20 protein-coding genes are annotated in these 18,080 nt (G+C 74.8%); 17 read left to right on the top strand and 3 right to left on the bottom strand.

Features of this window, described 5'->3' with window-relative positions; translation table 11 throughout:
- Positions 1-35 precede the first annotated feature (35 nt).
- A complete protein-coding gene (gene coaA / locus ACWDVG_RS06890) occupies positions 36-1,058 on the bottom strand; it encodes a type I pantothenate kinase (RefSeq protein ID WP_451696902.1) in 1,023 nt (340 codons plus the stop codon).
- A 181-nt stretch (positions 1,059-1,239) separates the two neighbouring features.
- Here coaA and ACWDVG_RS06885 point away from each other — a divergent pair, with 181 nt between their 5' ends.
- From ACWDVG_RS06885 to ACWDVG_RS06845, 9 genes are all read left to right on the top strand, one after another.
- The gene (locus tag ACWDVG_RS06885; RefSeq protein ID WP_451696900.1) at positions 1,240-2,004 is read left to right on the top strand and encodes a hypothetical protein; all 765 of its coding nucleotides are present in this window, start codon (positions 1,240-1,242) and stop codon (positions 2,002-2,004) included.
- Positions 2,005-2,128: 124 nt separating this feature from the next.
- On the top strand, positions 2,129-3,976 hold the full coding sequence (glmS, locus tag ACWDVG_RS06880) for a glutamine--fructose-6-phosphate transaminase (isomerizing) (RefSeq protein ID WP_451696898.1): 1,848 nt from the start codon (positions 2,129-2,131) through the stop codon (positions 3,974-3,976).
- An 8-nt stretch (positions 3,977-3,984) separates the two neighbouring features.
- Positions 3,985-4,353: a holo-ACP synthase gene (locus ACWDVG_RS06875; RefSeq protein ID WP_451696896.1), complete on the top strand. Its 369-nt coding sequence runs from the start codon at positions 3,985-3,987 to the stop codon at positions 4,351-4,353.
- Between the two features lie 116 nt (positions 4,354-4,469).
- Positions 4,470-5,909 (top strand): NAD(P)H-hydrate dehydratase, encoded by a 1,440-nt coding sequence (locus tag ACWDVG_RS06870; RefSeq protein WP_451696894.1) that lies wholly within the window; start codon positions 4,470-4,472, stop codon positions 5,907-5,909.
- A 103-nt stretch (positions 5,910-6,012) separates the two neighbouring features.
- Complete coding sequence (locus ACWDVG_RS06865) at positions 6,013-6,969, top strand: L,D-transpeptidase family protein (protein WP_451696892.1); 957 nt, start codon at positions 6,013-6,015, stop codon at positions 6,967-6,969.
- A gap of 20 nt (positions 6,970-6,989) precedes the next feature.
- The gene (gene alr / locus ACWDVG_RS06860; protein WP_451696890.1) at positions 6,990-8,138 is read left to right on the top strand and encodes an alanine racemase; all 1,149 of its coding nucleotides are present in this window, start codon (positions 6,990-6,992) and stop codon (positions 8,136-8,138) included.
- Between the two features lie 16 nt (positions 8,139-8,154).
- Entirely contained in the window at positions 8,155-9,312 is a 1,158-nt protein-coding gene (locus ACWDVG_RS06855; protein WP_451696888.1) for an alpha/beta fold hydrolase, read from the top strand.
- 61 nt (positions 9,313-9,373) lie between these two features.
- A complete protein-coding gene (gene tsaE, locus ACWDVG_RS06850; protein WP_451696886.1) occupies positions 9,374-9,874 on the top strand; it encodes a tRNA (adenosine(37)-N6)-threonylcarbamoyltransferase complex ATPase subunit type 1 TsaE in 501 nt (166 codons plus the stop codon).
- A 124-nt stretch (positions 9,875-9,998) separates the two neighbouring features.
- Positions 9,999-10,184, top strand: a complete 186-nt coding sequence (locus ACWDVG_RS06845; RefSeq protein ID WP_451696884.1) for a hypothetical protein — start codon at positions 9,999-10,001, stop codon at positions 10,182-10,184.
- Positions 10,185-10,218: 34 nt separating this feature from the next.
- On the opposite strand, the gene ACWDVG_RS06840 is transcribed toward ACWDVG_RS06845, so the two are convergent.
- Positions 10,219-10,788 (bottom strand): hypothetical protein, encoded by a 570-nt coding sequence (locus tag ACWDVG_RS06840; protein WP_451696882.1) that lies wholly within the window; start codon positions 10,786-10,788, stop codon positions 10,219-10,221.
- 96 nt (positions 10,789-10,884) lie between these two features.
- Between ACWDVG_RS06840 and tsaB the strand changes: the two genes are divergently transcribed.
- From tsaB to ACWDVG_RS06800, 8 genes are all read left to right on the top strand, one after another.
- Complete coding sequence (gene tsaB / locus ACWDVG_RS06835; RefSeq protein WP_451696881.1) at positions 10,885-11,541, top strand: tRNA (adenosine(37)-N6)-threonylcarbamoyltransferase complex dimerization subunit type 1 TsaB; 657 nt, start codon at positions 10,885-10,887, stop codon at positions 11,539-11,541.
- Between the two features lie 20 nt (positions 11,542-11,561).
- On the top strand, positions 11,562-12,023 hold the full coding sequence (gene rimI, locus ACWDVG_RS06830; RefSeq protein ID WP_451697021.1) for a ribosomal protein S18-alanine N-acetyltransferase: 462 nt from the start codon (positions 11,562-11,564) through the stop codon (positions 12,021-12,023).
- On the top strand, positions 12,023-13,132 hold the full coding sequence (gene tsaD / locus ACWDVG_RS06825) for a tRNA (adenosine(37)-N6)-threonylcarbamoyltransferase complex transferase subunit TsaD (RefSeq protein ID WP_451696879.1): 1,110 nt from the start codon (positions 12,023-12,025) through the stop codon (positions 13,130-13,132). The genes rimI and tsaD overlap by 1 nt, the downstream gene beginning before the upstream one ends.
- Entirely contained in the window at positions 13,129-13,395 is a 267-nt protein-coding gene (locus ACWDVG_RS06820; RefSeq protein ID WP_451696877.1) for a hypothetical protein, read from the top strand. Before tsaD ends, ACWDVG_RS06820 begins: the two co-directional genes overlap by 4 nt.
- A 57-nt stretch (positions 13,396-13,452) precedes the next feature.
- The gene (locus ACWDVG_RS06815; protein ID WP_451696875.1) at positions 13,453-14,319 is read left to right on the top strand and encodes a polysaccharide deacetylase family protein; all 867 of its coding nucleotides are present in this window, start codon (positions 13,453-13,455) and stop codon (positions 14,317-14,319) included.
- A gap of 150 nt (positions 14,320-14,469) precedes the next feature.
- Positions 14,470-14,835 (top strand): YciI family protein, encoded by a 366-nt coding sequence (locus tag ACWDVG_RS06810; RefSeq protein ID WP_266895502.1) that lies wholly within the window; start codon positions 14,470-14,472, stop codon positions 14,833-14,835.
- 109 nt (positions 14,836-14,944) lie between these two features.
- Positions 14,945-16,165 (top strand): RNA polymerase sigma factor, encoded by a 1,221-nt coding sequence (locus tag ACWDVG_RS06805; RefSeq protein WP_451697019.1) that lies wholly within the window; start codon positions 14,945-14,947, stop codon positions 16,163-16,165.
- Between the two features lie 10 nt (positions 16,166-16,175).
- Positions 16,176-16,841 carry a hypothetical protein gene (locus ACWDVG_RS06800; protein ID WP_451696873.1) on the top strand — a complete coding sequence of 222 codons (666 nt, stop codon included), beginning with the start codon at positions 16,176-16,178 and terminating at the stop codon, positions 16,839-16,841.
- Here ACWDVG_RS06800 and ACWDVG_RS06795 read toward each other — a convergent pair.
- On the bottom strand, positions 16,777-17,970 hold the full coding sequence (locus ACWDVG_RS06795; protein ID WP_451696872.1) for a class I SAM-dependent methyltransferase: 1,194 nt from the start codon (positions 17,968-17,970) through the stop codon (positions 16,777-16,779). The genes ACWDVG_RS06800 and ACWDVG_RS06795 overlap by 65 nt on opposite strands.
- Positions 17,971-18,080: the final 110 nt, after the last annotated feature.

Below are 18,080 nucleotides of genomic sequence, written 5' to 3'. Positions count from 1 at the left end.
GGAGGCCGGGGCCCGCGGGGACCCGGGCGGGTGGGTCAGAGCTTCCGGAGGCTGAGCCGCTGCACCTTGTGGTCGGGGCCCTTGCGGACCACGAGCGTCGCCCGGCCGCGCGTCGGGGCCACGTTCTCCAGCAGGTTCACCTTGTTGACGGTCCGCCACATGGTGCGGGCGTAGTCGAGCGCCTCCTCCTCGGACACCTGGGTCCAGCGCCGGAAGTACGAGAAGGGGTTCTGGAACGCGGTCTCGCGCAGCTTGCTGAAGCGGTTGAGGTACCAGCGCTCGATGTCCTCAGGACGCGCGTCCACGTACACCGAGAAGTCGAAGTAGTCCGCGAGGCCCACCCGGGTCCGGCCGTCCTTGCCGGGCAGCGCGGGCTGGAGGACGTTCAGGCCCTCGACGATGAGGATGTCCGGGCGGCGCACCACGAGCCGCTCGCCGGGCACCCGGTCGTAGATCAGGTGCGAGTAGACCGGGGCCGTGACCTCGTCCTTGCCCGCCTTCACGTCGGCGACGAACCGGGTCAGCGCCCGGCGGTCGTACGACTCGGGGAAGCCCTTCCTGGCCAGCAGGCCGCGCGCCTTCAGCTCCTCCATCGGGTAGAGGAAGCCGTCGGTGGTGACCAGCTCGACGCGCGGGTGCTCGGGCCAGCGGGCCAGCAGCGCCTGGAGGAGGCGGGCGACGGTCGACTTGCCGACGGCGACCGAGCCGGCGACCCCTATGACGAAGGGGGTGCCGCGCTGCTCGGCCCGCTCGCCGAGGAACGTGTTCAGGGCGCCGCGCAGGCCGCTCGTGGCCTGCACGTACAGGTTGAGCAGCCGGGACAGCGGAAGGTAGATGTCCCGCACCTCGTCGAGGTCGATGACGTCACCGAGGCCCCGCAGCCGCTCGACCTCGTCGGCGGTCAGCGGGAGCGGGGTCTTGTCGCGCAGGGCGCTCCACTCGGCCCGGGTGAGGTCGACGTACGGGGTCGCCTCGGCGGGGCGGCGCGGCACGGTGCCCGGGCCGGCACCGTTGCCGTGGGGGGTGCCGTCGGGGCTTCGTGGCGGCGAAGTGATCACCCCGCCATTGTCGGGGGTCGGGGGCTTCCGTGGGCCGTGGGGTCGGTCACGTGGCGGAAAGGCGACGAAAAGGCGTTGTCGGTCCCCGACGCTGGGGTGATCATGTCGATGCCGCGTGCCTCAGGTCTTCACGCGGGGGGAGCCGCCGGTCGGCGGCACGAAGAGAAGCAGAGAGTCACGCATGCGTACGCCCGTCAGGACCGCCTCCGTCGCCGTCACCGCCGTCTCGCTCGCCCTCCTCGTCACCGCCTGCGGTGGCGGAAAGAAGGACGACGACCAGGGCAAGGGGAAGGACGCGGCGCCCGGCGCCTCCGCCACCTCCGCCGTGCCCGCCGCCGAGGCGCTGTCCGCCGCCGCGCTGGAGAAGCTGATCGTCGAGCAGGCGGACCTGCCCGGCCACCAGGTGCAGAAGGGCGACTCCGGGGACGTCGTCGACCCGGCGAGCATCACCACCGACAAGGCCGCCTGCAAGCCGGTCGCCGACGCCATGGGGTTCGTCTCCACCGGCAAGCCGGCCGCGACCGCGCAGCGCAAGGTGATCGAGGTGCCGAAGACCGAGGGCAAGACCGCCTCGCCCGAGGAGGCGCTGGGCGCGCTGGCCGCGCCGGTCACCGGCGTGACGCTCGGTTCGTACGAGGGGCAGGGCGCCCAGGAGGCCTTCGCGTCCCTCAAGGCCGCCGGCACGGAGTGCGCGGGCGGGTTCACCACGACCGGCGCGGGCGAGAAGGCGAAGATCACCAAGATGGCGCCGGAGACGCTGGCCGCCGGTGACGAGGCCCTGGCCTGGACGGTCACCACCGACGTGGACGGCGAGGCGTTCGTGACCAAGCTGGTCGTCTTCCGGAAGGGCAACACGCTGGCGTCGTTCTCCACCCTCAGCTTCGGCGGCGAGGTCAAGGCGCTGCCGACCGCCGTCATCGAGGCGCAGGCCACGAAGCTGGGCTGACGCGGGCCGGGCGGGGCCGGGGGACGGCAGGCGGTGCCCGGGGGGGCGCCCGGGGTCCGACGCGCCCCGCGTCGAACCCCGCCGACTCCGGCCTTCCGCCCCTCTGCGCGCCTAGGCTGCCGCCATGTGCGGAATCGTGGGATACGTAGGCGGCCAGTCGGCGCTCGACGTGGTGGTCGCGGGCCTCAAGCGGCTCGAATACCGGGGCTACGACTCGGCCGGGGTCGCGGTGCTCTCCGACGGCGGGCTCGCCGCGGCGAAGAAGGCGGGCAAGCTCGTCAACCTGGAGAAGGAACTCGTGGACCGGCCGCTGGCCAGCGGGTCCGTGGGCATCGGGCACACCCGCTGGGCCACGCACGGCGGCCCCACGGATGCCAACGCGCACCCGCACCTGGACAACGCGGGCCGGGTCGCCGTCGTCCACAACGGCATCATCGAGAACTTCGCCGCCCTGCGCGAGGAGCTCGCCGAGCGCGGGCACGAGCTGCTCTCGGAGACCGACACCGAGGTCGTCGCCCACCTCCTCGCCGAGGAGTTCTCCTCGGCCGGGGACCTGGCGGAGGCCATGCGCCTGGTGTGCCGGCGGCTCGACGGGGCGTTCACCCTCGTCGCCGTCCACGCCGACCAGCCGGACGTCGTCGTCGGCGCCCGCCGGAACTCGCCGCTCGTCGTCGGCGTCGGCGAGGGCGAGAACTTCCTCGCCTCCGACGTGTCGGCGTTCATCGCGCACACCCGCTCGGCGATCGAGCTCGGCCAGGACCAGGTCGTCGAGCTGACCCGGGAGGGCGTCACCGTCACCGACTTCGACGGGGCGCCCGCCGACGTACGGGCCTACCACGTCGACTGGGACGCCTCGGCCGCCGAGAAGGGCGGCTACGACCACTTCATGCTCAAGGAGATCGCCGAGCAGCCGAAGGCCGTCGCCGACACGCTCCTCGGCCGGATCGACGCGGCCGGGCGGCTCACCCTCGACGAGGTGCGCATCCCGGACGTCGTGCTCCGCGAGGCCGACAAGATCGTCATCATCGCCTGCGGCACCGCCTTCCACGCCGGGCTCATCGCCAAGTACGCCATCGAGCACTGGACCCGCATCCCCTGCGAGGTCGAGCTGGCCAGCGAGTTCCGCTACCGGGACCCGATCCTCGGGCAGCGCACCCTCGTCATCGCCATCTCGCAGTCCGGCGAGACCATGGACACCCTGATGGCGCTGCGGCACGCCCGCGAGCAGGGCGCCAAGGTGCTCGCCGTCTGCAACACCAACGGCTCCACCATCCCGCGCGAGTCCGACGCCGTGCTCTACACCCACGCCGGGCCCGAGGTCGCCGTCGCCTCGACGAAGGCCTTCCTCACCCAGCTCGTGGCCTGTTACCTCCTCGCGCTCTACCTGGGGCAGGTCCGCGGCACCAAGTGGGGCGACGAGATCCACGCCGTCGTCCGGGAGCTCGCCCGCATCGGCGACGAGGTCGAGCGCGTCCTGGAGACGATGGAGCCCGTGCGGGCCCTCGCCCGCTCGCTCGCCGACAAGAAGACCGTCCTCTTCCTGGGCCGGCACGTCGGTTACCCGGTGGCCCTGGAGGGCGCGCTGAAGCTGAAGGAGCTGGCGTACATGCACGCCGAGGGCTTCGCGGCCGGCGAGCTCAAGCACGGGCCGATCGCGCTGATCGAGGAGGACCTGCCGGTCGTCGTCGTGGTGCCGTCCCCCAAGGGCCGGTCCGTCCTCCACGACAAGATCGTCTCCAACATCCAGGAGATCCGGGCCCGCGGGGCGCGGACCATCGTGATCGCGGAGGAGGGCGACGAGACCGTCGTCCCGTACGCCGACCATCTCGTACGGATCCCGGCTACGCCTACGCTGCTCCAGCCGCTGGTCTCCACGGTGCCGCTCCAGGTCTTCGCCTGCGAGCTCGCCACCGCGCGGGGCAACGAGGTCGACCAGCCGCGCAACCTGGCCAAATCCGTGACCGTGGAGTGAGTGAAGAAATGATCATTGGGGTGGGGATCGACGTGGCGGAGATCGACCGCTTCGCCGCGTCGATCGAGCGCACACCGGGGATGCTCCAGCGCCTCTTCGTCGAGCGGGAGCTGCTGCTCCCGAGCGGCGAGCGGCGCGGGGCCGCCTCGCTCGCGGTGCGGTTCGCCGCGAAGGAGGCGCTCGCGAAGGCGCTCGGCGCGCCCGGGGGGCTGCTGTGGACGGACGCCGAGGTGTACGTCGAGGACACCGGCCGGCCGCGGCTGCGGGTGCGGGGGACGGTGGCGGCGCGGGCGGCCGAACTGGGCGTCAAGAACTGGCACGTGTCGCTGAGTCACGACGCGGGCGTGGCCTCGGCGGTGGTGATCGCCGAGGCATGACGCCCTCGGTGGGGTGGGGCGGGGCGGGGACGGGCGGGGCGTACGACCCCTCCGTGGCGGAGGCGCCAATCCGCCTCCCCGGGCGGTCCCTTGGGGACTGCGGCAGACTCGGACCCATGCGAACCGCTCACCGCGTCGAGACCGTCCGGGCCGCAGAGGCCGACCTCATGGCCCGCCTCCCCGACGGCGCCCTCATGCAGCGGGCCGCCGCCGGACTCGCCGCCGCCTGCCGCGCGCTGCTGCCCCGGGTGTACGGCGCCCGGGTCGTCCTCCTCGTCGGCAGCGGCGACAACGGCGGCGACGCCCTGTACGCCGGGGCCCGGCTCGCCCGGCGCGGCGCGGGCGTCACCGCCGTGCTCCTCGGGGCCCGCGCCCACGAAGGCGGCCTCGCCGCCCTCCGGGCCGCCGGAGGGCGCGTCGCCGACGACCCGTTCGAACCGCTCGCCGTCGCCGACCTCGTCCTCGACGGCATCACCGGCATCGGAGGACGCGGCGGACTTCGGCCGGACGCCGTGCCCGTCGCCCGCGCCGCGCGCGGCTCCGACGCCGTCGTCGTCGCCGTCGACCTGCCCAGCGGCGTCGACGCCGACACCGGGGAGGTCACCGGGGAGGCGCTGCGGGCCGACGCCACCGTCACCTTCGGCGCGTACAAGCCCGGGCTCCTCGTCGACCCGGCCCGCGCCTACGCCGGAGCCGTACGGCTCGTCGACATCGGCCTCGACCTGCCCTCCGTACCCGAACTGGAGGCGCTCCAGCACGCGGACGTGGCGCTGCTGCTGCCCCGGCCCGGCGCCGAGAGCGACAAGTACCGGCGCGGCGTCGTCGGCGTCGTCGCCGGATCCGCCCGCTATCCCGGCGCCGCCGTCCTCGTCGTCGGCGGGGCGCTGCGGGGCGGGGCGGGGGCGGTGCGGTACGTCGGGCCGGCCGGGGACGGCGTGCTCGCCGCGCACCCCGAGACGCTGGTGCACGCCGGGCCGCCGGACAGGGCGGGGCGGGTCCAGGCGTGGGTGGTCGGGCCCGGGCTCGGCGAAGGGCCAGGGACGGGCGTCGCCGTCGAGCAGGTCCTCGCCTCCGACGTGCCCGTCCTCGTCGACGCCGACGGGCTCCGCGGCCTCGACCCCGAGCTGGTCCGGCGCCGCGCCGCGCCGACCCTGCTCACCCCGCACGCGGGCGAGGCGGCCGCGCTCCTCGGCTCCGCCCGGGAGGCCGTCGAGGCCGGGCGCCTCGCGGCCGTCCGCGAACTCGCCGCGCGGTACGGCGCGACCGTGCTGCTCAAGGGGTCCACGACGCTGGTGTGCGGCGCCGGGGGGCGCGGGCCCGTACGGGTCAACCCGACCGGGACGCCCTGGCTGGCCACCGCGGGCAGCGGCGACGTCCTCGCCGGCCTGGCCGGCTCCCTCCTCGCGGCGGGCCTGTCCGCGCCGGACGCGGGGTCGTGCGCGGCGTACCTCCACGGGCTGGCGGCGCGGCGGGTCGCGGAGGGCGGCGCCCCGGTGACGGCGACGGACGTCTCCGCGGCCCTCCGGCCCGCCTGGCACGCCGTCTGCCACCCGTAGGGGGCACGCCCGGCCGTCGTCGGGACGGCCGGTCGGGGGAAAGCGTTGGGCCGGTGGGGGGCGAGCGGGGGCGGGCGCGGGGGCGGGCGGGTTGGGTGAAGGGGTGATCAAGCGCAGAAGTCGACTCGCCCTCCTGTCCGTTGTGGCGGCGGCCGCCTCCCTCGGTCCCGTCGTCGGCCCCGCCTCCGCGGCCGACGAGCCGCCCGCCACCGCCGCCTCCGCCGGGGCTTCCGCCGCCTCCGCAGGGGCCGCCGCCTCCGCCGGGGCCTCCGCCACGGCCTCCGCTCCCGGCGCCGACGAGCCGCTCGTGCCGGGCGTCGCCGGGGCCGGGCGGCCCGAGTACCCGATGGACACGCCCGACCAGGTCCTGCCGCCGTTGCGGCGGCCGGAGGGTGACGTCCCCGTGCCCGTGCCCGAGCCGCAGGCCCCGGTCGACGAGTTGGTGGAGTTCCTGCCGCTCCGGGCGATCGGGGCGCCGTGCACGACCGTGCCTGGCCGGTACCAGCGGCAGGTGGAGCGGCTGCTGAAGCTGAAGGTCGACGGGCGGCAGTCGCCGGCCGACTGCAAGGCGATCCAGGCGTTCCAGGTGCAGCAGGGCATCACGCCCGCCAACGGCTACGCGGGCCCGGTCACCTGGGCCCGCGCCGAACTCGTGGCCGCCCGCCCGAACCCGAACGCCGCCGGGAAGTGCCCCGTCCGCTCGTACACCGTCGCCTGCGTCGACCTCGACCGCGAGCTGATGTGGGTACAGAAGGGACGGAAGGTGACGTTCGCCGTCGTCAACGTCCGCAGCGGCCGCGAGGGCTACCGCACCCGCACCGGCTGGCACGAGATCTACTGGCGCAACAAGGACCACTGGTCGTCCATCTACGAGACCCCCATGCCGTTCGCCCAGTTCTTCAACGGCGGCCAGGCCCTCCACGGCGTCTACGGGCCGATCGCCACGCCCGTCGGCAGCCACGGCTGCGTCAATCTGGCGTACGACGACGGCGAACGGCTCTGGGACGTCCTCCGCAAGGGTGATCGGGTCTACATCTGGGGAAAGCGGCCCGGGAGCTGACACCTGAGACACTGGGCGCGATGACTGAGACACCACCGCTCCGCCGAGCCCGCGCCGAGATCGACCTCGGCGCGCTGCGTGCGAACGTCCGCACGCTGCGCGCCCGCGTCGCCCCCCACGTCCGGATCATGGGCGTGGTCAAGGCCGACGCGTACGGTCACGGCGCCGTCCGCTGCGCCCGCGCCGCGCTCGCCGCGGGGGCGACCTGGCTCGGCACGGCCACCCCGCACGAGGCGCTCGCGCTGCGGGCCGCCGGGATCACCGACGTACCGGTCATGTGCTGGCTCTGGACCCCCGGTGACCCGTGGGACAAGGGGATCGAGGCCGGGCTCGACATGGCGGTCAGCGGCATGTGGGCCCTGGACGAGGTCGTCCGGGCCGCGAAGGCGACCGGCAGGCCCGCCCGGATCCAGCTCAAGGCCGACACGGGGCTCGGCCGCAACGGCTGCCAGCCCGCCGACTGGCCGCAGCTGGTCGGCGAGGCCCTGCGGGCGGAGCGGGACGGCCTGGTCAAGGTCACCGGGCTCTGGTCGCACCTCGCCTGCGCCGACGAGCCGGGGCACCCGTCGATCGCGGCGCAGCTGGACGTCTTCCGCTCGATGCTCGACCACGCCGAGAAGGCGGGGGTCGAGCCCGAGGTCCGGCACATCGCCAACTCGCCGGCCACCCTCACCCTCCCCGAGACGCACTTCGACCTGGTCCGGCCGGGCATCGCGATGTACGGCGTGTCGCCCAGCCCCGAGCTGGGCACCTCCGCCGAGCTGGGCCTGCGCCCGGTGATGTCGCTGAAGGCGAGCGTGGCCCTGGTGAAGCAGGTCCCGGGCGGCCACGGCGTGAGCTACGGCCACCACTACGTCACCGGCGGGGAGACCACCCTGGGGCTGATCCCGCTGGGGTACGCGGACGGGGTCCCCCGGCACGCCTCGGGCCGCGGCCCGGTGCTCGTCGGCGACCGGATCCGCACGGTGGCCGGGCGCGTCGCCATGGACCAGTTCGTGGTGGACCTCGACGGCGACGCGCCGGAGCCCGGCACGGAGGCCGTGCTGTTCGGCCCGGGGGACCGGGGCGAGCCGACGGCCGAGGACTGGGCGGTGGCGGCCGACACCATCGCGTACGAGATCGTGACCCGGATCGGCGCGCGCGTCCCGCGCGTCTACCTGGGCGAGTAGGACGAAGGGGGCCGGTGTGGGCGAGTCGAGCAGCTGGCGGCGTGCCGGGTTCGCCGGGGCCGCGATAGGCGTCCTCGCCGCAGGTGCGGCGGCCGGCGTGGCCGTCGAGCGGCTCACCGTCGGCCGGTCGGTGCGCCGGAAGGCCCGTCTCGCGCTGGACTCCACCGGCCCCTACGGGAGCCTGCGCGGCACACCGGGCCGGGCCCTCGCGGACGACTCCACCGTCCTGTACTACGAGGTCGACGAGGTCGAGCCGGACGCCGCGCCCACCCGGCGCCGCCGCCTCTTCGGCCGCAAGGAACCGGCCCCCGCCACCGTCGTCCTCTGCCACGGCTTCTGCCTCAACCAGGACTCCTGGCACTTCCAGCGGGCCGCGCTCCGCGGCCTCGTCCGGACGGTTTACTGGGACCAGCGCAGCCACGGCCGCTCGGGCCGCGGGGCCGCGCAGGCCGGGCCCGACGGGGTGCCCGTCACCATCGAGCGGCTCGGCCGGGACCTGAAGGCGGTCATCGACGCGGCCGCCCCCGAGGGCCCGCTCGTGCTGGTCGGGCACTCGATGGGCGGGATGACGGTGATGGCGCTGGCCCGCCAGTTCCCGGAACTCGTGCGCGACCGGGTCGTCGGCGTCGCCCTCGTCGGCACCTCCGCGGGCAAGCTCGCCGAGGTGACGTACGGGCTGCCGATCGCCGGGGTCAACGCGGTGCGGCGGGTGCTGCCCGGGGTGCTGCGGGCGCTCGGCGCGCAGGCGGACCTCGTGGAGCGCGGGCGGCGGGCGACGGCCGACCTCTTCGCCGGGACGATCAAGCGGTACTCGTTCGCGTCGAAGGACGTCGACCCGGCGGTCGTGCGGTTCGCGGAGCGGATGATCGAGTCCACCCCGATCGACGTCGTCGCGGAGTTCTACCCGGCCTTCGCCGACCACGACGGGACGGAGGCGCTCGGCGCCTTCCTCGACGTGCCGGTGCTCGCCCTCGCCGGGGACAACGACCTCGTGACCCCCGCCTCCCACACGGAGGCCATCGCGGGCCTCCTCCCGGACGCCGAGCTGGTCATCGTGCCCGACGCGGGCCACCTCGTTATGCTGGAGCACCCGGAGGCGGTCACCGACCGGCTCGCCGACCTGCTCGTACGGGCCGGGGCCGTGCCGTCCGGGGAGACCTGCGGGAAGGGCTGAGCGCCGCGGCGGCGGGCCGGGGCGACGGGCCGGGCCGCCGGATTGCCTTAGGTTGTCGGGTATGGAAGCAGCGCACCCGCCCGTCACCGGAGCCACCCTCGCCGTCGAATCGCCCGAGCAGATGCAGGAACTGGGCCGCAGGCTCGCGAAACTCCTGCGCCCCGGCGACCTCGTCATGCTCACCGGCGAACTCGGCGCCGGGAAGACCACGATGACCCGCGGCCTCGGCGAGGGCCTCGGCGTCCGTGGCGCGGTCACCTCCCCGACCTTCGTGATCGCCCGTGTCCACCCGTCGCTGGTCGGCGGCCCGGCCCTCGTGCACGTCGACGCGTACCGCCTCGGCGGCGGCCTCGACGAGATGGAGGACCTCGACCTGGACGTCTCGCTGCCGGAGTCCGTGGTGGTCGTGGAGTGGGGTGACGGCAAGGTCGAGGAGCTGACGGACGACCGGCTCCACGTGCTGATCCACCGCGTCACCGGCGACACGGACGACGACCGGCGCACGGTGGTGCTGCGCGGGATCGGTGCGCGCTGGGCCGACGCGGACCTCGCGCTGCTCTGAGGAGGGGTGCTCCCGGGTCCGTAGGTTCCGACAACGTGTCGGGAAGATGTTGCGTCGGCCGTACGAGCCGTGGTGACATGGATGCACGAGCTGGTTAGGTGAACCTAACCTACGGGAGGCATGCATGGCGACGCCGGAGCGCGCGGAACACACCCGGGAGCACGTCTCGATGAGTGACCTGCTGGCGTCCTGCGCCGCCGCCAGCGCCGTGTCGACCCCGCCGAGACGCCCGCTGACGGCCGAGCCCGCTGCCGCCGGCCAGGAGCACGACGCCCCCGTCGGCGCCGACCGTCACGACGAGGCCGCCTGAGGCCCGCAAGGGCCACGGGGGGCGCGAACCCGCGTCAGGGGACGACGACGACCTTCGCGCCGATGGACGCGAAGGTCCACAGCGCGTCCCCGTCCGCCCGCTTCATCCGGACGCCGCCGGTCTTCCGCGCCGGGTCCGGCGTCGGCATCGAGCCGTCCACCGCCGCGCTGAAGCCGATCGACACGTCCTCGACGGTCGCGAACCGCACCACGTGCTCGATCTGCACCCCGTCCGAGCCGCGCACCGATCCCGACCGCGAGGTCACCCGGTAGGCACCGGGCACCGGGTCGACCGTGCTCGGCATCACCGAGAACGTCCGCGTCGCCTTGTTCTTCTTGTCCACGAGCCACACGCGGCGCTCGCCCAGCGCGTACACCACGCGCTCGCCCGTGCCCGAGTTGGCCGGCACGGCCAGCGGGTTCCTCACGGGCTGCTCGGGCGCGCCGGACGGCGAGCCGGAGGGGGCGGCGGCCGCGGTCGGGTTCACCGGCTTCACCGAGAGGTCGGCCGGGGCTTTCGCCGAGGCCTGGTAGGCGAGGACGCCGACCGCGACGAGGGCCGCCGCGGTGAGCCCGGCCACGAATCCCGAGCTGCTCCTTGCCACCGTGCCCACCTCTCGTACGTACGTGTCGAAGGGTGACGGTAGCAGCCGCCCGCCCGAGGTTCGGGGCAGCGGGCCCGGGAGCCGTAGGCTGTTCGCGTGCTGTTGCTCGCCATGGATACCGCCACGCCCGCCGTCACCGTCGCCCTCCACGACGGCGAGTCCGTCGTCGCGCAGTCGAGTCAGGTCGACGCCCGCCGCCACGGGGAGCTGTTGCTGCCCGCCGTCGACCGGGTCCTGAAGGACGCCGGGCTCGCCCTCGACGCCGTGACCGGGATCGTCGTCGGCGTCGGCCCCGGCCCGTACACCGGACTGCGCGTCGGCCTCGTCACGGCGGCCACCTTCTCCTCCGCGCTCGGCGTGCCCGTGCACGGCCTGTGCACCCTCGACGGCCTCGCGTACGCCTCCGGCATCGACGAGCCGTTCGCCGTCGCCACGGACGCCCGCCGCAAGGAGGTGTACTGGGCGCGGTACGCCGACGCCCGCACCCGCGTCACCGACGCCTCCGTCGACCGGCCCGCCGACATCGCCGGGGAACTCGCGGGGCTCCCCGTCGTCGGCGCGGGCGCCCGGCTCTACCCCGAGGCCTTCCCCGACGCCCGCGACCCCGAGCACCAGTCGGCCGCCGCGCTCGCCGCCCTCGCCGCCGAGCGGCTCGCCGCGGGCGACGGCGGCTTCCTCGACCCGCTGCCGATGTACCTGCGCCGCCCCGACGCGCAGGTCCCGAAGAACTACAAGGTGGTCACGCCCCAGTGACCGGCGTGGAGATCCGCCAGATGCGCTGGTGGGACATCGAACCGGTGCTGGCCCTCGAGGACGAGCTGTTCCCCGAGGACGCCTGGTCGGCGGGGATGTTCTGGTCGGAGCTGGCCCACGCGCGCGGCCCCGGCGCCACCCGGCGGTACGTCGTCGCCGAGGACGGAGACGGCCGGCTCGTCGGGTACGCGGGCCTCGCCGCGGCCGGCGGGCTCGGCGACGTCCAGACGATCGCCGTCGCCCGCGACCAGTGGGGCACCGGGCTCGGCGCCCGGCTCCTCACCGACCTGCTGCAGCACGCCACCGCCTTCGAGTGCGACGAGGTCCTCCTCGAAGTGCGCGTGGACAACACCCGGGCGCAGAAGCTCTACGAGCGCTTCGGCTTCGAGCCCATCGGCTTCCGGCGCGGCTACTACCAGCCGGGCAACGTGGACGCGCTCGTGATGCGACTGACCGTTCAAGGAACTGGAACTGAGATCTGATGGCTGACGAACCCCTCGTACTCGGCATCGAGACCTCCTGCGACGAGACCGGCGTCGGCATCGTCCGCGGGACCACCCTCCTCGCCGACGCCATCGCCTCCAGCGTCGACACCCACGCCCGCTTCGGCGGCGTCGTCCCCGAGATCGCCTCCCGCGCCCACCTGGAGGCGATGGTCCCGACGATCGAGCGGGCCCTGAAGACCGCCGGGATCTCCGCGAAGGACCTCGACGGCATCGCCGTCACCGCCGGCCCCGGCCTGGCGGGCGCGCTGCTCGTCGGCGTCTCGGCGGCCAAGGCGTACGCCTACGCCCTCGGCAAGCCGCTCTACGGCGTCAACCACCTCGCCTCCCACATCTGCGTCGACCAGCTGGAGCACGGCAAGCTGCCCGAGCCGACGATGGCGCTGCTGGTCTCCGGCGGGCACTCCTCGCTGCTGCTCTCCGCCGACATCACCTCCGACGTGCGGCCGATGGGCGCCACCATCGACGACGCGGCCGGCGAGGCCTTCGACAAGATCGCGCGCGTCCTCGACCTCGGCTTCCCCGGCGGACCGGTCATCGACCGGCTCGCCAAGGAGGGCGACCCGGCGGCGATCGCGTTCCCGCGCGGCCTGAGCGGCGCGAAGGACCCGGCGTACGACTTCTCCTTCTCCGGCCTCAAGACCGCCGTGGCCCGCTGGATCGAGGCCAAGCGGGCGGCGGGCGAGGAGGTGCCCGTACGGGACGTGGCCGCGTCCTTCCAGGAGGCGGTCGTCGACGTGCTCACCCGCAAGGCCGTCCGGGCATGCAAGGACGAGGGCGTCGACCACCTGATGATCGGCGGCGGCGTCGCCGCCAACTCGCGCCTGCGGGCCCTCGCCGAGGAGCGCTGCGAGCGCGCCGGCATCCGGCTGCGGGTGCCCCGGCCGGGTCTGTGCACCGACAACGGCGCGATGGTCGCGGCGCTCGGCGCCGAGATGGTCGCCAGGAACCGGGCCGCCTCCGACCTGGAGCTGTCGGCGGACTCCTCGCTGCCGGTGACCGACCCGCACGTGCCCGGCGCGGCCCACGGCCACCACCACGGCCACGACCACGTGCACGAGGTCAGCAAGGAGAACCTGTACTCGTGAGGGTCGTCCTGATGTGGGAGGCCCGGGCCGTGCAGGGGCGGGGCGCCGAACTCCTGGAGTGGGCCGGGACCCGGGTCCTGGCGCGCGAGCCGGTGCGCCGGGAGGTCTTCCGGGCCCCCCAGGACCGGGTCCTCGTCCTCACCTGGTGGGAGGCGGGCGCCCTCGACGCCGAGCTGCCGGAGCTGCCGGAGCCGGACGCGGGGCTGATCACCCGTCCGGTCCACCGCTGGCGCTTCGAATCGGTCGAGGAATCGGTCGAATAGGCGACATCCGATCGAAAGGCGAGCAACCTTTCGGTCGGAACGGGCATCCCACAGCCCGTGAACAAGAAGATCGCGGTGTGGGCGGCGCTGACCGCGCTGACCCTCCTGATGACGGGCTGCACGGCCGAGACCCCGCCCCCGGCGGCGGCCGCGGCCCCCGCGACGCCCCCGAAGGCGACCGCCCCCGCGACGCCCCCGAAGGCGACCGCCCCCGCCCCCGCGCGGGCCCCCGAGGCCGCGCGGGCCGCCGCGTACCGCACGTGGGGCCTCCGGCCCTTCCCCGCGCCGCCCGCCCCGCCCGCCGTCAAGCCGGTGGTGCGGGCGCCCGGCGGCCCCGTACCGGTGATCAGCGACATCCCCACCACCGACAAGGTCGTCTTCCTCACCATCGACGACGGGGCCGAGAAGGACCCCGCGTTCGTGCGCATGATGGACGAGCTGGGCGTCCCCTTCACGATGTTCCTCACCGACTCGGCGATCCGCGGGAACTACGGCTACTTCGACCCCCTCGTCGCCCAGGGCCACGGCGTCGCCAACCACACGCTCACCCACCCCGACCTGCGCACCCTCTCCGCGGACGCCCAGCGCCGCGAGATCTGCGGCCAGCAGGAGAAGCTGCGCGAGCGCTACGGCACCGCCCCGCGCCTCTTCCGCCCGCCCTACGGCAACTGGAACGAGGCCACGCGCGCGGCGGCGGGCTCCTGCGGGATCGACGCGATCGTGCTCTGGCGCGAGTCCATGCAGATCAGGAACATGCAGTACCAGCGCGGCGACCGGAAACTGCGCCCCGGCGACATCGTCCTGGCACACTTTCGGGGCCCGTCCGAGCTCAAGGGCCGCACGATGACCGAGATGACGGCCACGATGCTCCGCCGGATCCAGGAACAGGGCTTCACCGTGGCCCGCCTGGAGGACTACGTGTAGGGGGCTCGCGAGCGCGGGACCCTCCCCGGGCGCGGGAGTTTCCCCGGGCGCGAAAGTTTCTCCGGGCGCGTGTCGATGCGGGGGCGGCCCGTTCGACGTATGTGTGGAAGGCGGGGAACGGCCCCGCCCCCGCAACCCCGAGGAGCCGTCATGCCCCGCTTCCTGTCCCTCGTCCGCATCGAGGAGAACACCATCGACATGGAGAGCGCCGACCCCGGCTTCGAGGAGCGCATGGGCGCGCTCTTCGAGGAGATCACCAAGGCCGGCGCCATGGTCGACACGGCCGGACTCCGGCCGACCGCCGAGGCCACCCGGATCACCTGGTCGGACGGGAAGCTGTCGTACACCGACGGGCCGTTCACCGAGACCAAGGAGGTCGTCGGCGGCTACGCGATGCTCCAGTGCAAGGACATGGCCGAGGCCGTCGAGTGGGGGAAGCGCTTCCTGGCGGTCCACCCGCCGCACTGGAAGGTCGGCCTGGAGGTCCGCGAGGTCGAGGAGATGCCGGAGGGCTGAGCCGCCCTGTGCCGTCATGCCCTGTGCCGTCACGGGGACCGTGGTGTCACAGGGCCGTGTTCTCATGGGGACCGTGACGGTGGAGAGCACCCTGGAGACGGTCTTCCGGATGGAGTCGGCGCGGATCATCGCCACGGTGACGCGGATCGTCCGGGACGTCGGCATCGCCGAGGAGATCGCGCAGGACGCGCTCGTCGCCGCCCTGGAGCAGTGGCCGCGCGACGGGGTCCCGGACCGTCCGGGCGCCTGGCTGACGGCCACCGCACGGCACCGCGCCGTCGACCTCGTGCGGCGGCGCGAGGCGTACGCGCGGAAGCTGGCCGAGGTCGGCCGGACGCTCGACCCCGGCCAGGCGGCGTACGACCCCGAGCCGTCCGGCCCCGGGGACATCGACGACGACGTCCTCCGGCTCGTCTTCACCACCTGCCACCCGGTGCTCTCCGCCGGGGCCCGCGCGGCGCTCACCCTGCGGCTCGTCGGCGGGCTCCGCACGGACGAGGTCGCCCGCGCCTTCCTCGTACCGGAGGCGACGGTCGCGGCCCGGATCACCCGTGCCAAGCGGACGCTCGCCACGGCGGGCGTGGAGTTCGAGGTGCCCTACGGGGCCGACCGGGCGGCCCGGCTCGGCTCCGTCCTGGAGGTCGTCTACCTGATCTTCAACGAGGGGTACGCGGCGACCGCGGGCGACGACCTGCTGCGGCCCGGGCTCTGCGAGGACGCGCTGCGGCTCGCGCGCGGGCTCGCCGCGCTCATGCCCCGGGAGGCCGAGGTCCACGGCCTCGCCGCCCTGCTCGAACTCCAGGCCTCCCGGACGGCGGCCAGGACCGGACCCGACGGGCGGCCTGTGCTGCTCGCCGACCAGGACCGGCGCCGCTGGAACCGGCTGCTGATCCGGCGCGGGTTCGCCGCCCTCGCGCGCGCCGGGGACGGCGGAGGCTACGGGCCGTACGCCCTCCAGGCCGCCGTCGCCGCCTGTCACGCGCGGGCGGCGAGGTACGAGGAGACCGACTGGGCGACGATCGCCGGGCTCTACGCCCGCCTCGCCGCGCTGGCCCCCTCACCGGTCGTCGAGCTGAACCGCGCGGTCGCCGTGTCGATGACCGAGGGCCCGGCGGCGGCGCTCGCGCTCGTCGACGCCCTCGCCGCCGAACCGGCCCTCGCGCGCTACCACCTGCTGCCCAGCGTCCGGGGCGACCTGCTGGCCCGGCTCGGCCGGACGACGGAGGCCCGGGCGGAGTTCGAGCGGGCGGCGACGCTCACCCGGAACGCGAGCGAGCGGTCCCTGCTGCGGGCCCGGGCGGCCGAACTCCCGCCCGAGGACGGGCCGTAGGCTGCTCGGCATGTCCCCGCGCACGTCCCTGCCCCCGCCGCCCCCGCCCGTCGAGATCCGGAGCTGGTCCGACCGGGACGCCCTGCTCGCCGACCGGGCCCGCGCGACGGACGTCCTCGTCCGCCGGCTGCTCGGCGGCGGACGGCTCGCCCTCTTCCTCGGCTCGGTGCTGCTGCTCCAGCTCGGCTGGGGCATGGTGGGCCTGCTCCTCGTCGGCCTCGGGGGCGTCCTCCTCGACCCGGTCACCCTCCTCGTCGACCTGCTCGCCGCCGCCCTCGGCCTCGCGGTGACGGTGCCCGGCGTCTGGCTCGTCGTGCGCGGGGCGCGCCAGGACCGCGTGGCGCGCGAACGGCTCGCCCGCTGGCTGGCCCTGGACCGGCACGGGCCGACCGACGCGCGGCTGCGCCGGCCCGCCGCGAGCGCCTGCTGGATGCTGCTCTCCGCCGCCCTGTGCGGGACCGGGCTGTGGGTGGGCTTCGCCGTGCCCGCCGGGGCGACCCGGGAGAGCGGCGGATACGGGCTCGTGGCGTACGGCATGGGCGTCGCGCTCATCCTCTGGATCAACGGCCTGCTCGGCCTGCGGAAGGCCGTCGGGCACTACCGGCTGGCGATCAGGCTCGCTCCGCCCGGACCGGGTGCCCGATCAGCATCGTCGGGGCGCCCGCGACCCGAGTGAGCAGCACCGTCGCGGAGTGCGGGCCCCTGGGCTTCACCTTGCGGCGGATCTCCTCCGGTTCGACCGCGGAGCCGCGCTTCTTCACCGTCAGCGTGCCGACCTCGCGTTCCTTGAGCAGCGCCTTCAGCTTCTTCAGGTTGAAGGGGAGTTCGTCGGTGATCTCGTACGCGGAGGCGTACGGGGTCGGGACGAGCGCGTCGGACGTCACGTACGCGATCGTCGCGTCGATCAGCCCGCCCGCCACCTCCTCGGCCACCTCGGCGACGAGGTGCGCCCGGATGACGGCGCCGTCCGGCTCGTACAGATAGCGGCCGACGGGCCGGACCGCCGGGTCGGGCAGGCCGCGGCCGGTGAGGCCCGCGCCGGAGGGCAGGAGCGTGGCGCGCCGGGCGCCCGGCTCCGTACCGAACCAGAGCACCGCCTCCTTCACGTCGCCGCCGTCCGAGATCCACTCGGCCTCGGCCTCCCCGGGCACGGTCTCGTGCGGGATGCCGGGCGCGATCTTGAGGGCGGCGTGCGGAGCCTTGCGGGCGGCGCCGATCGCCCAGGAGAGCGGCGGCGAGTACGCCTCCGGGTCGAAGATCCGGCCGCGCCCGCCGCGCCGGGCCGGGTCCACGAAGACGGCGTCGTACGGGCCGGTGTCGACGTCGGTGACGTCGGCGCAGCGGACCTCGATCAGGTCGGCGAGGCCGAGCGCCTCGGCGTTGGCGCGGGCGGTGGCGGCGGTGACCGGGTCGCGGTCGACGGCGAGGACGGAGATCCCGGCGCGGGCGAGCGCGATGGCGTCGCCGCCGATGCCGGAGCAGAGGTCGGCGACGCTGCGGACGCCGAGCGCGGCGAGGCGGGCGGCGCGGTGGGCGCCGACGGAGGCGCGGGTGGACTGCTCGACGCCGTGGGGCGTGAAGTACATGCGGTACGCGTCCTCGGCGCCGAACTTCGCCACCGCCCGCTGCCGCAGCCGCGCCTGGCCGAGGGCCGCGGTGACGAGCTCGGCGGGGTGGTCGCGGCGCAGCCGGGAGGCGACCGCCAGCTCCTGGGCGGGCTCGTAGTCGCGCAGGGCGGCGAGGAGCGTCTGCCCCTCGGGGGTGTGCAGGGCGGCGAGGGCGGCGAGGTCGGTCACCCGTCCCATTGTGGTCCCTCGGGTGGCGTGCGCCGGTTGTGGGCCGCCCGGGGGAGTGTGCGGGGCGTACGGCGGTGTCGTGGCGGCGCAGGGGCTCGGCGCTGACAGGATGCGGCGCC

It is taken from the genome of Streptomyces sp. NPDC003327, assembly GCF_053589515.1.
This window is presented reverse-complemented; position numbering and strand designations above follow the sequence as displayed.

Coding starts and splice junctions, on each gene's coding strand:
- ACWDVG_RS06885 (WP_451696900.1), top strand. CDS start 1,240: ATGCGTACGCCCGTCAGGACCGCCTCCGTCGCCGTCACCGCCGTCTCG.
- glmS (WP_451696898.1), top strand. CDS start 2,129: ATGTGCGGAATCGTGGGATACGTAGGCGGCCAGTCGGCGCTCGACGTG.
- ACWDVG_RS06875 (WP_451696896.1), top strand. CDS start 3,985: ATGATCATTGGGGTGGGGATCGACGTGGCGGAGATCGACCGCTTCGCC.
- ACWDVG_RS06870 (WP_451696894.1), top strand. CDS start 4,470: ATGCGAACCGCTCACCGCGTCGAGACCGTCCGGGCCGCAGAGGCCGAC.
- alr (WP_451696890.1), top strand. CDS start 6,990: ATGACTGAGACACCACCGCTCCGCCGAGCCCGCGCCGAGATCGACCTC.
- tsaE (WP_451696886.1), top strand. CDS start 9,374: ATGGAAGCAGCGCACCCGCCCGTCACCGGAGCCACCCTCGCCGTCGAA.
- ACWDVG_RS06845 (WP_451696884.1), top strand. CDS start 9,999: ATGGCGACGCCGGAGCGCGCGGAACACACCCGGGAGCACGTCTCGATG.
- rimI (WP_451697021.1), top strand. CDS start 11,562: ATGCGCTGGTGGGACATCGAACCGGTGCTGGCCCTCGAGGACGAGCTG.
- tsaD (WP_451696879.1), top strand. CDS start 12,023: ATGGCTGACGAACCCCTCGTACTCGGCATCGAGACCTCCTGCGACGAG.
- ACWDVG_RS06810 (WP_266895502.1), top strand. CDS start 14,470: ATGCCCCGCTTCCTGTCCCTCGTCCGCATCGAGGAGAACACCATCGAC.
- ACWDVG_RS06805 (WP_451697019.1), top strand. CDS start 14,945: ATGGAGTCGGCGCGGATCATCGCCACGGTGACGCGGATCGTCCGGGAC.
- ACWDVG_RS06800 (WP_451696873.1), top strand. CDS start 16,176: ATGTCCCCGCGCACGTCCCTGCCCCCGCCGCCCCCGCCCGTCGAGATC.
- ACWDVG_RS06795 (WP_451696872.1), bottom strand. CDS start 17,970: ATGGGACGGGTGACCGACCTCGCCGCCCTCGCCGCCCTGCACACCCCC.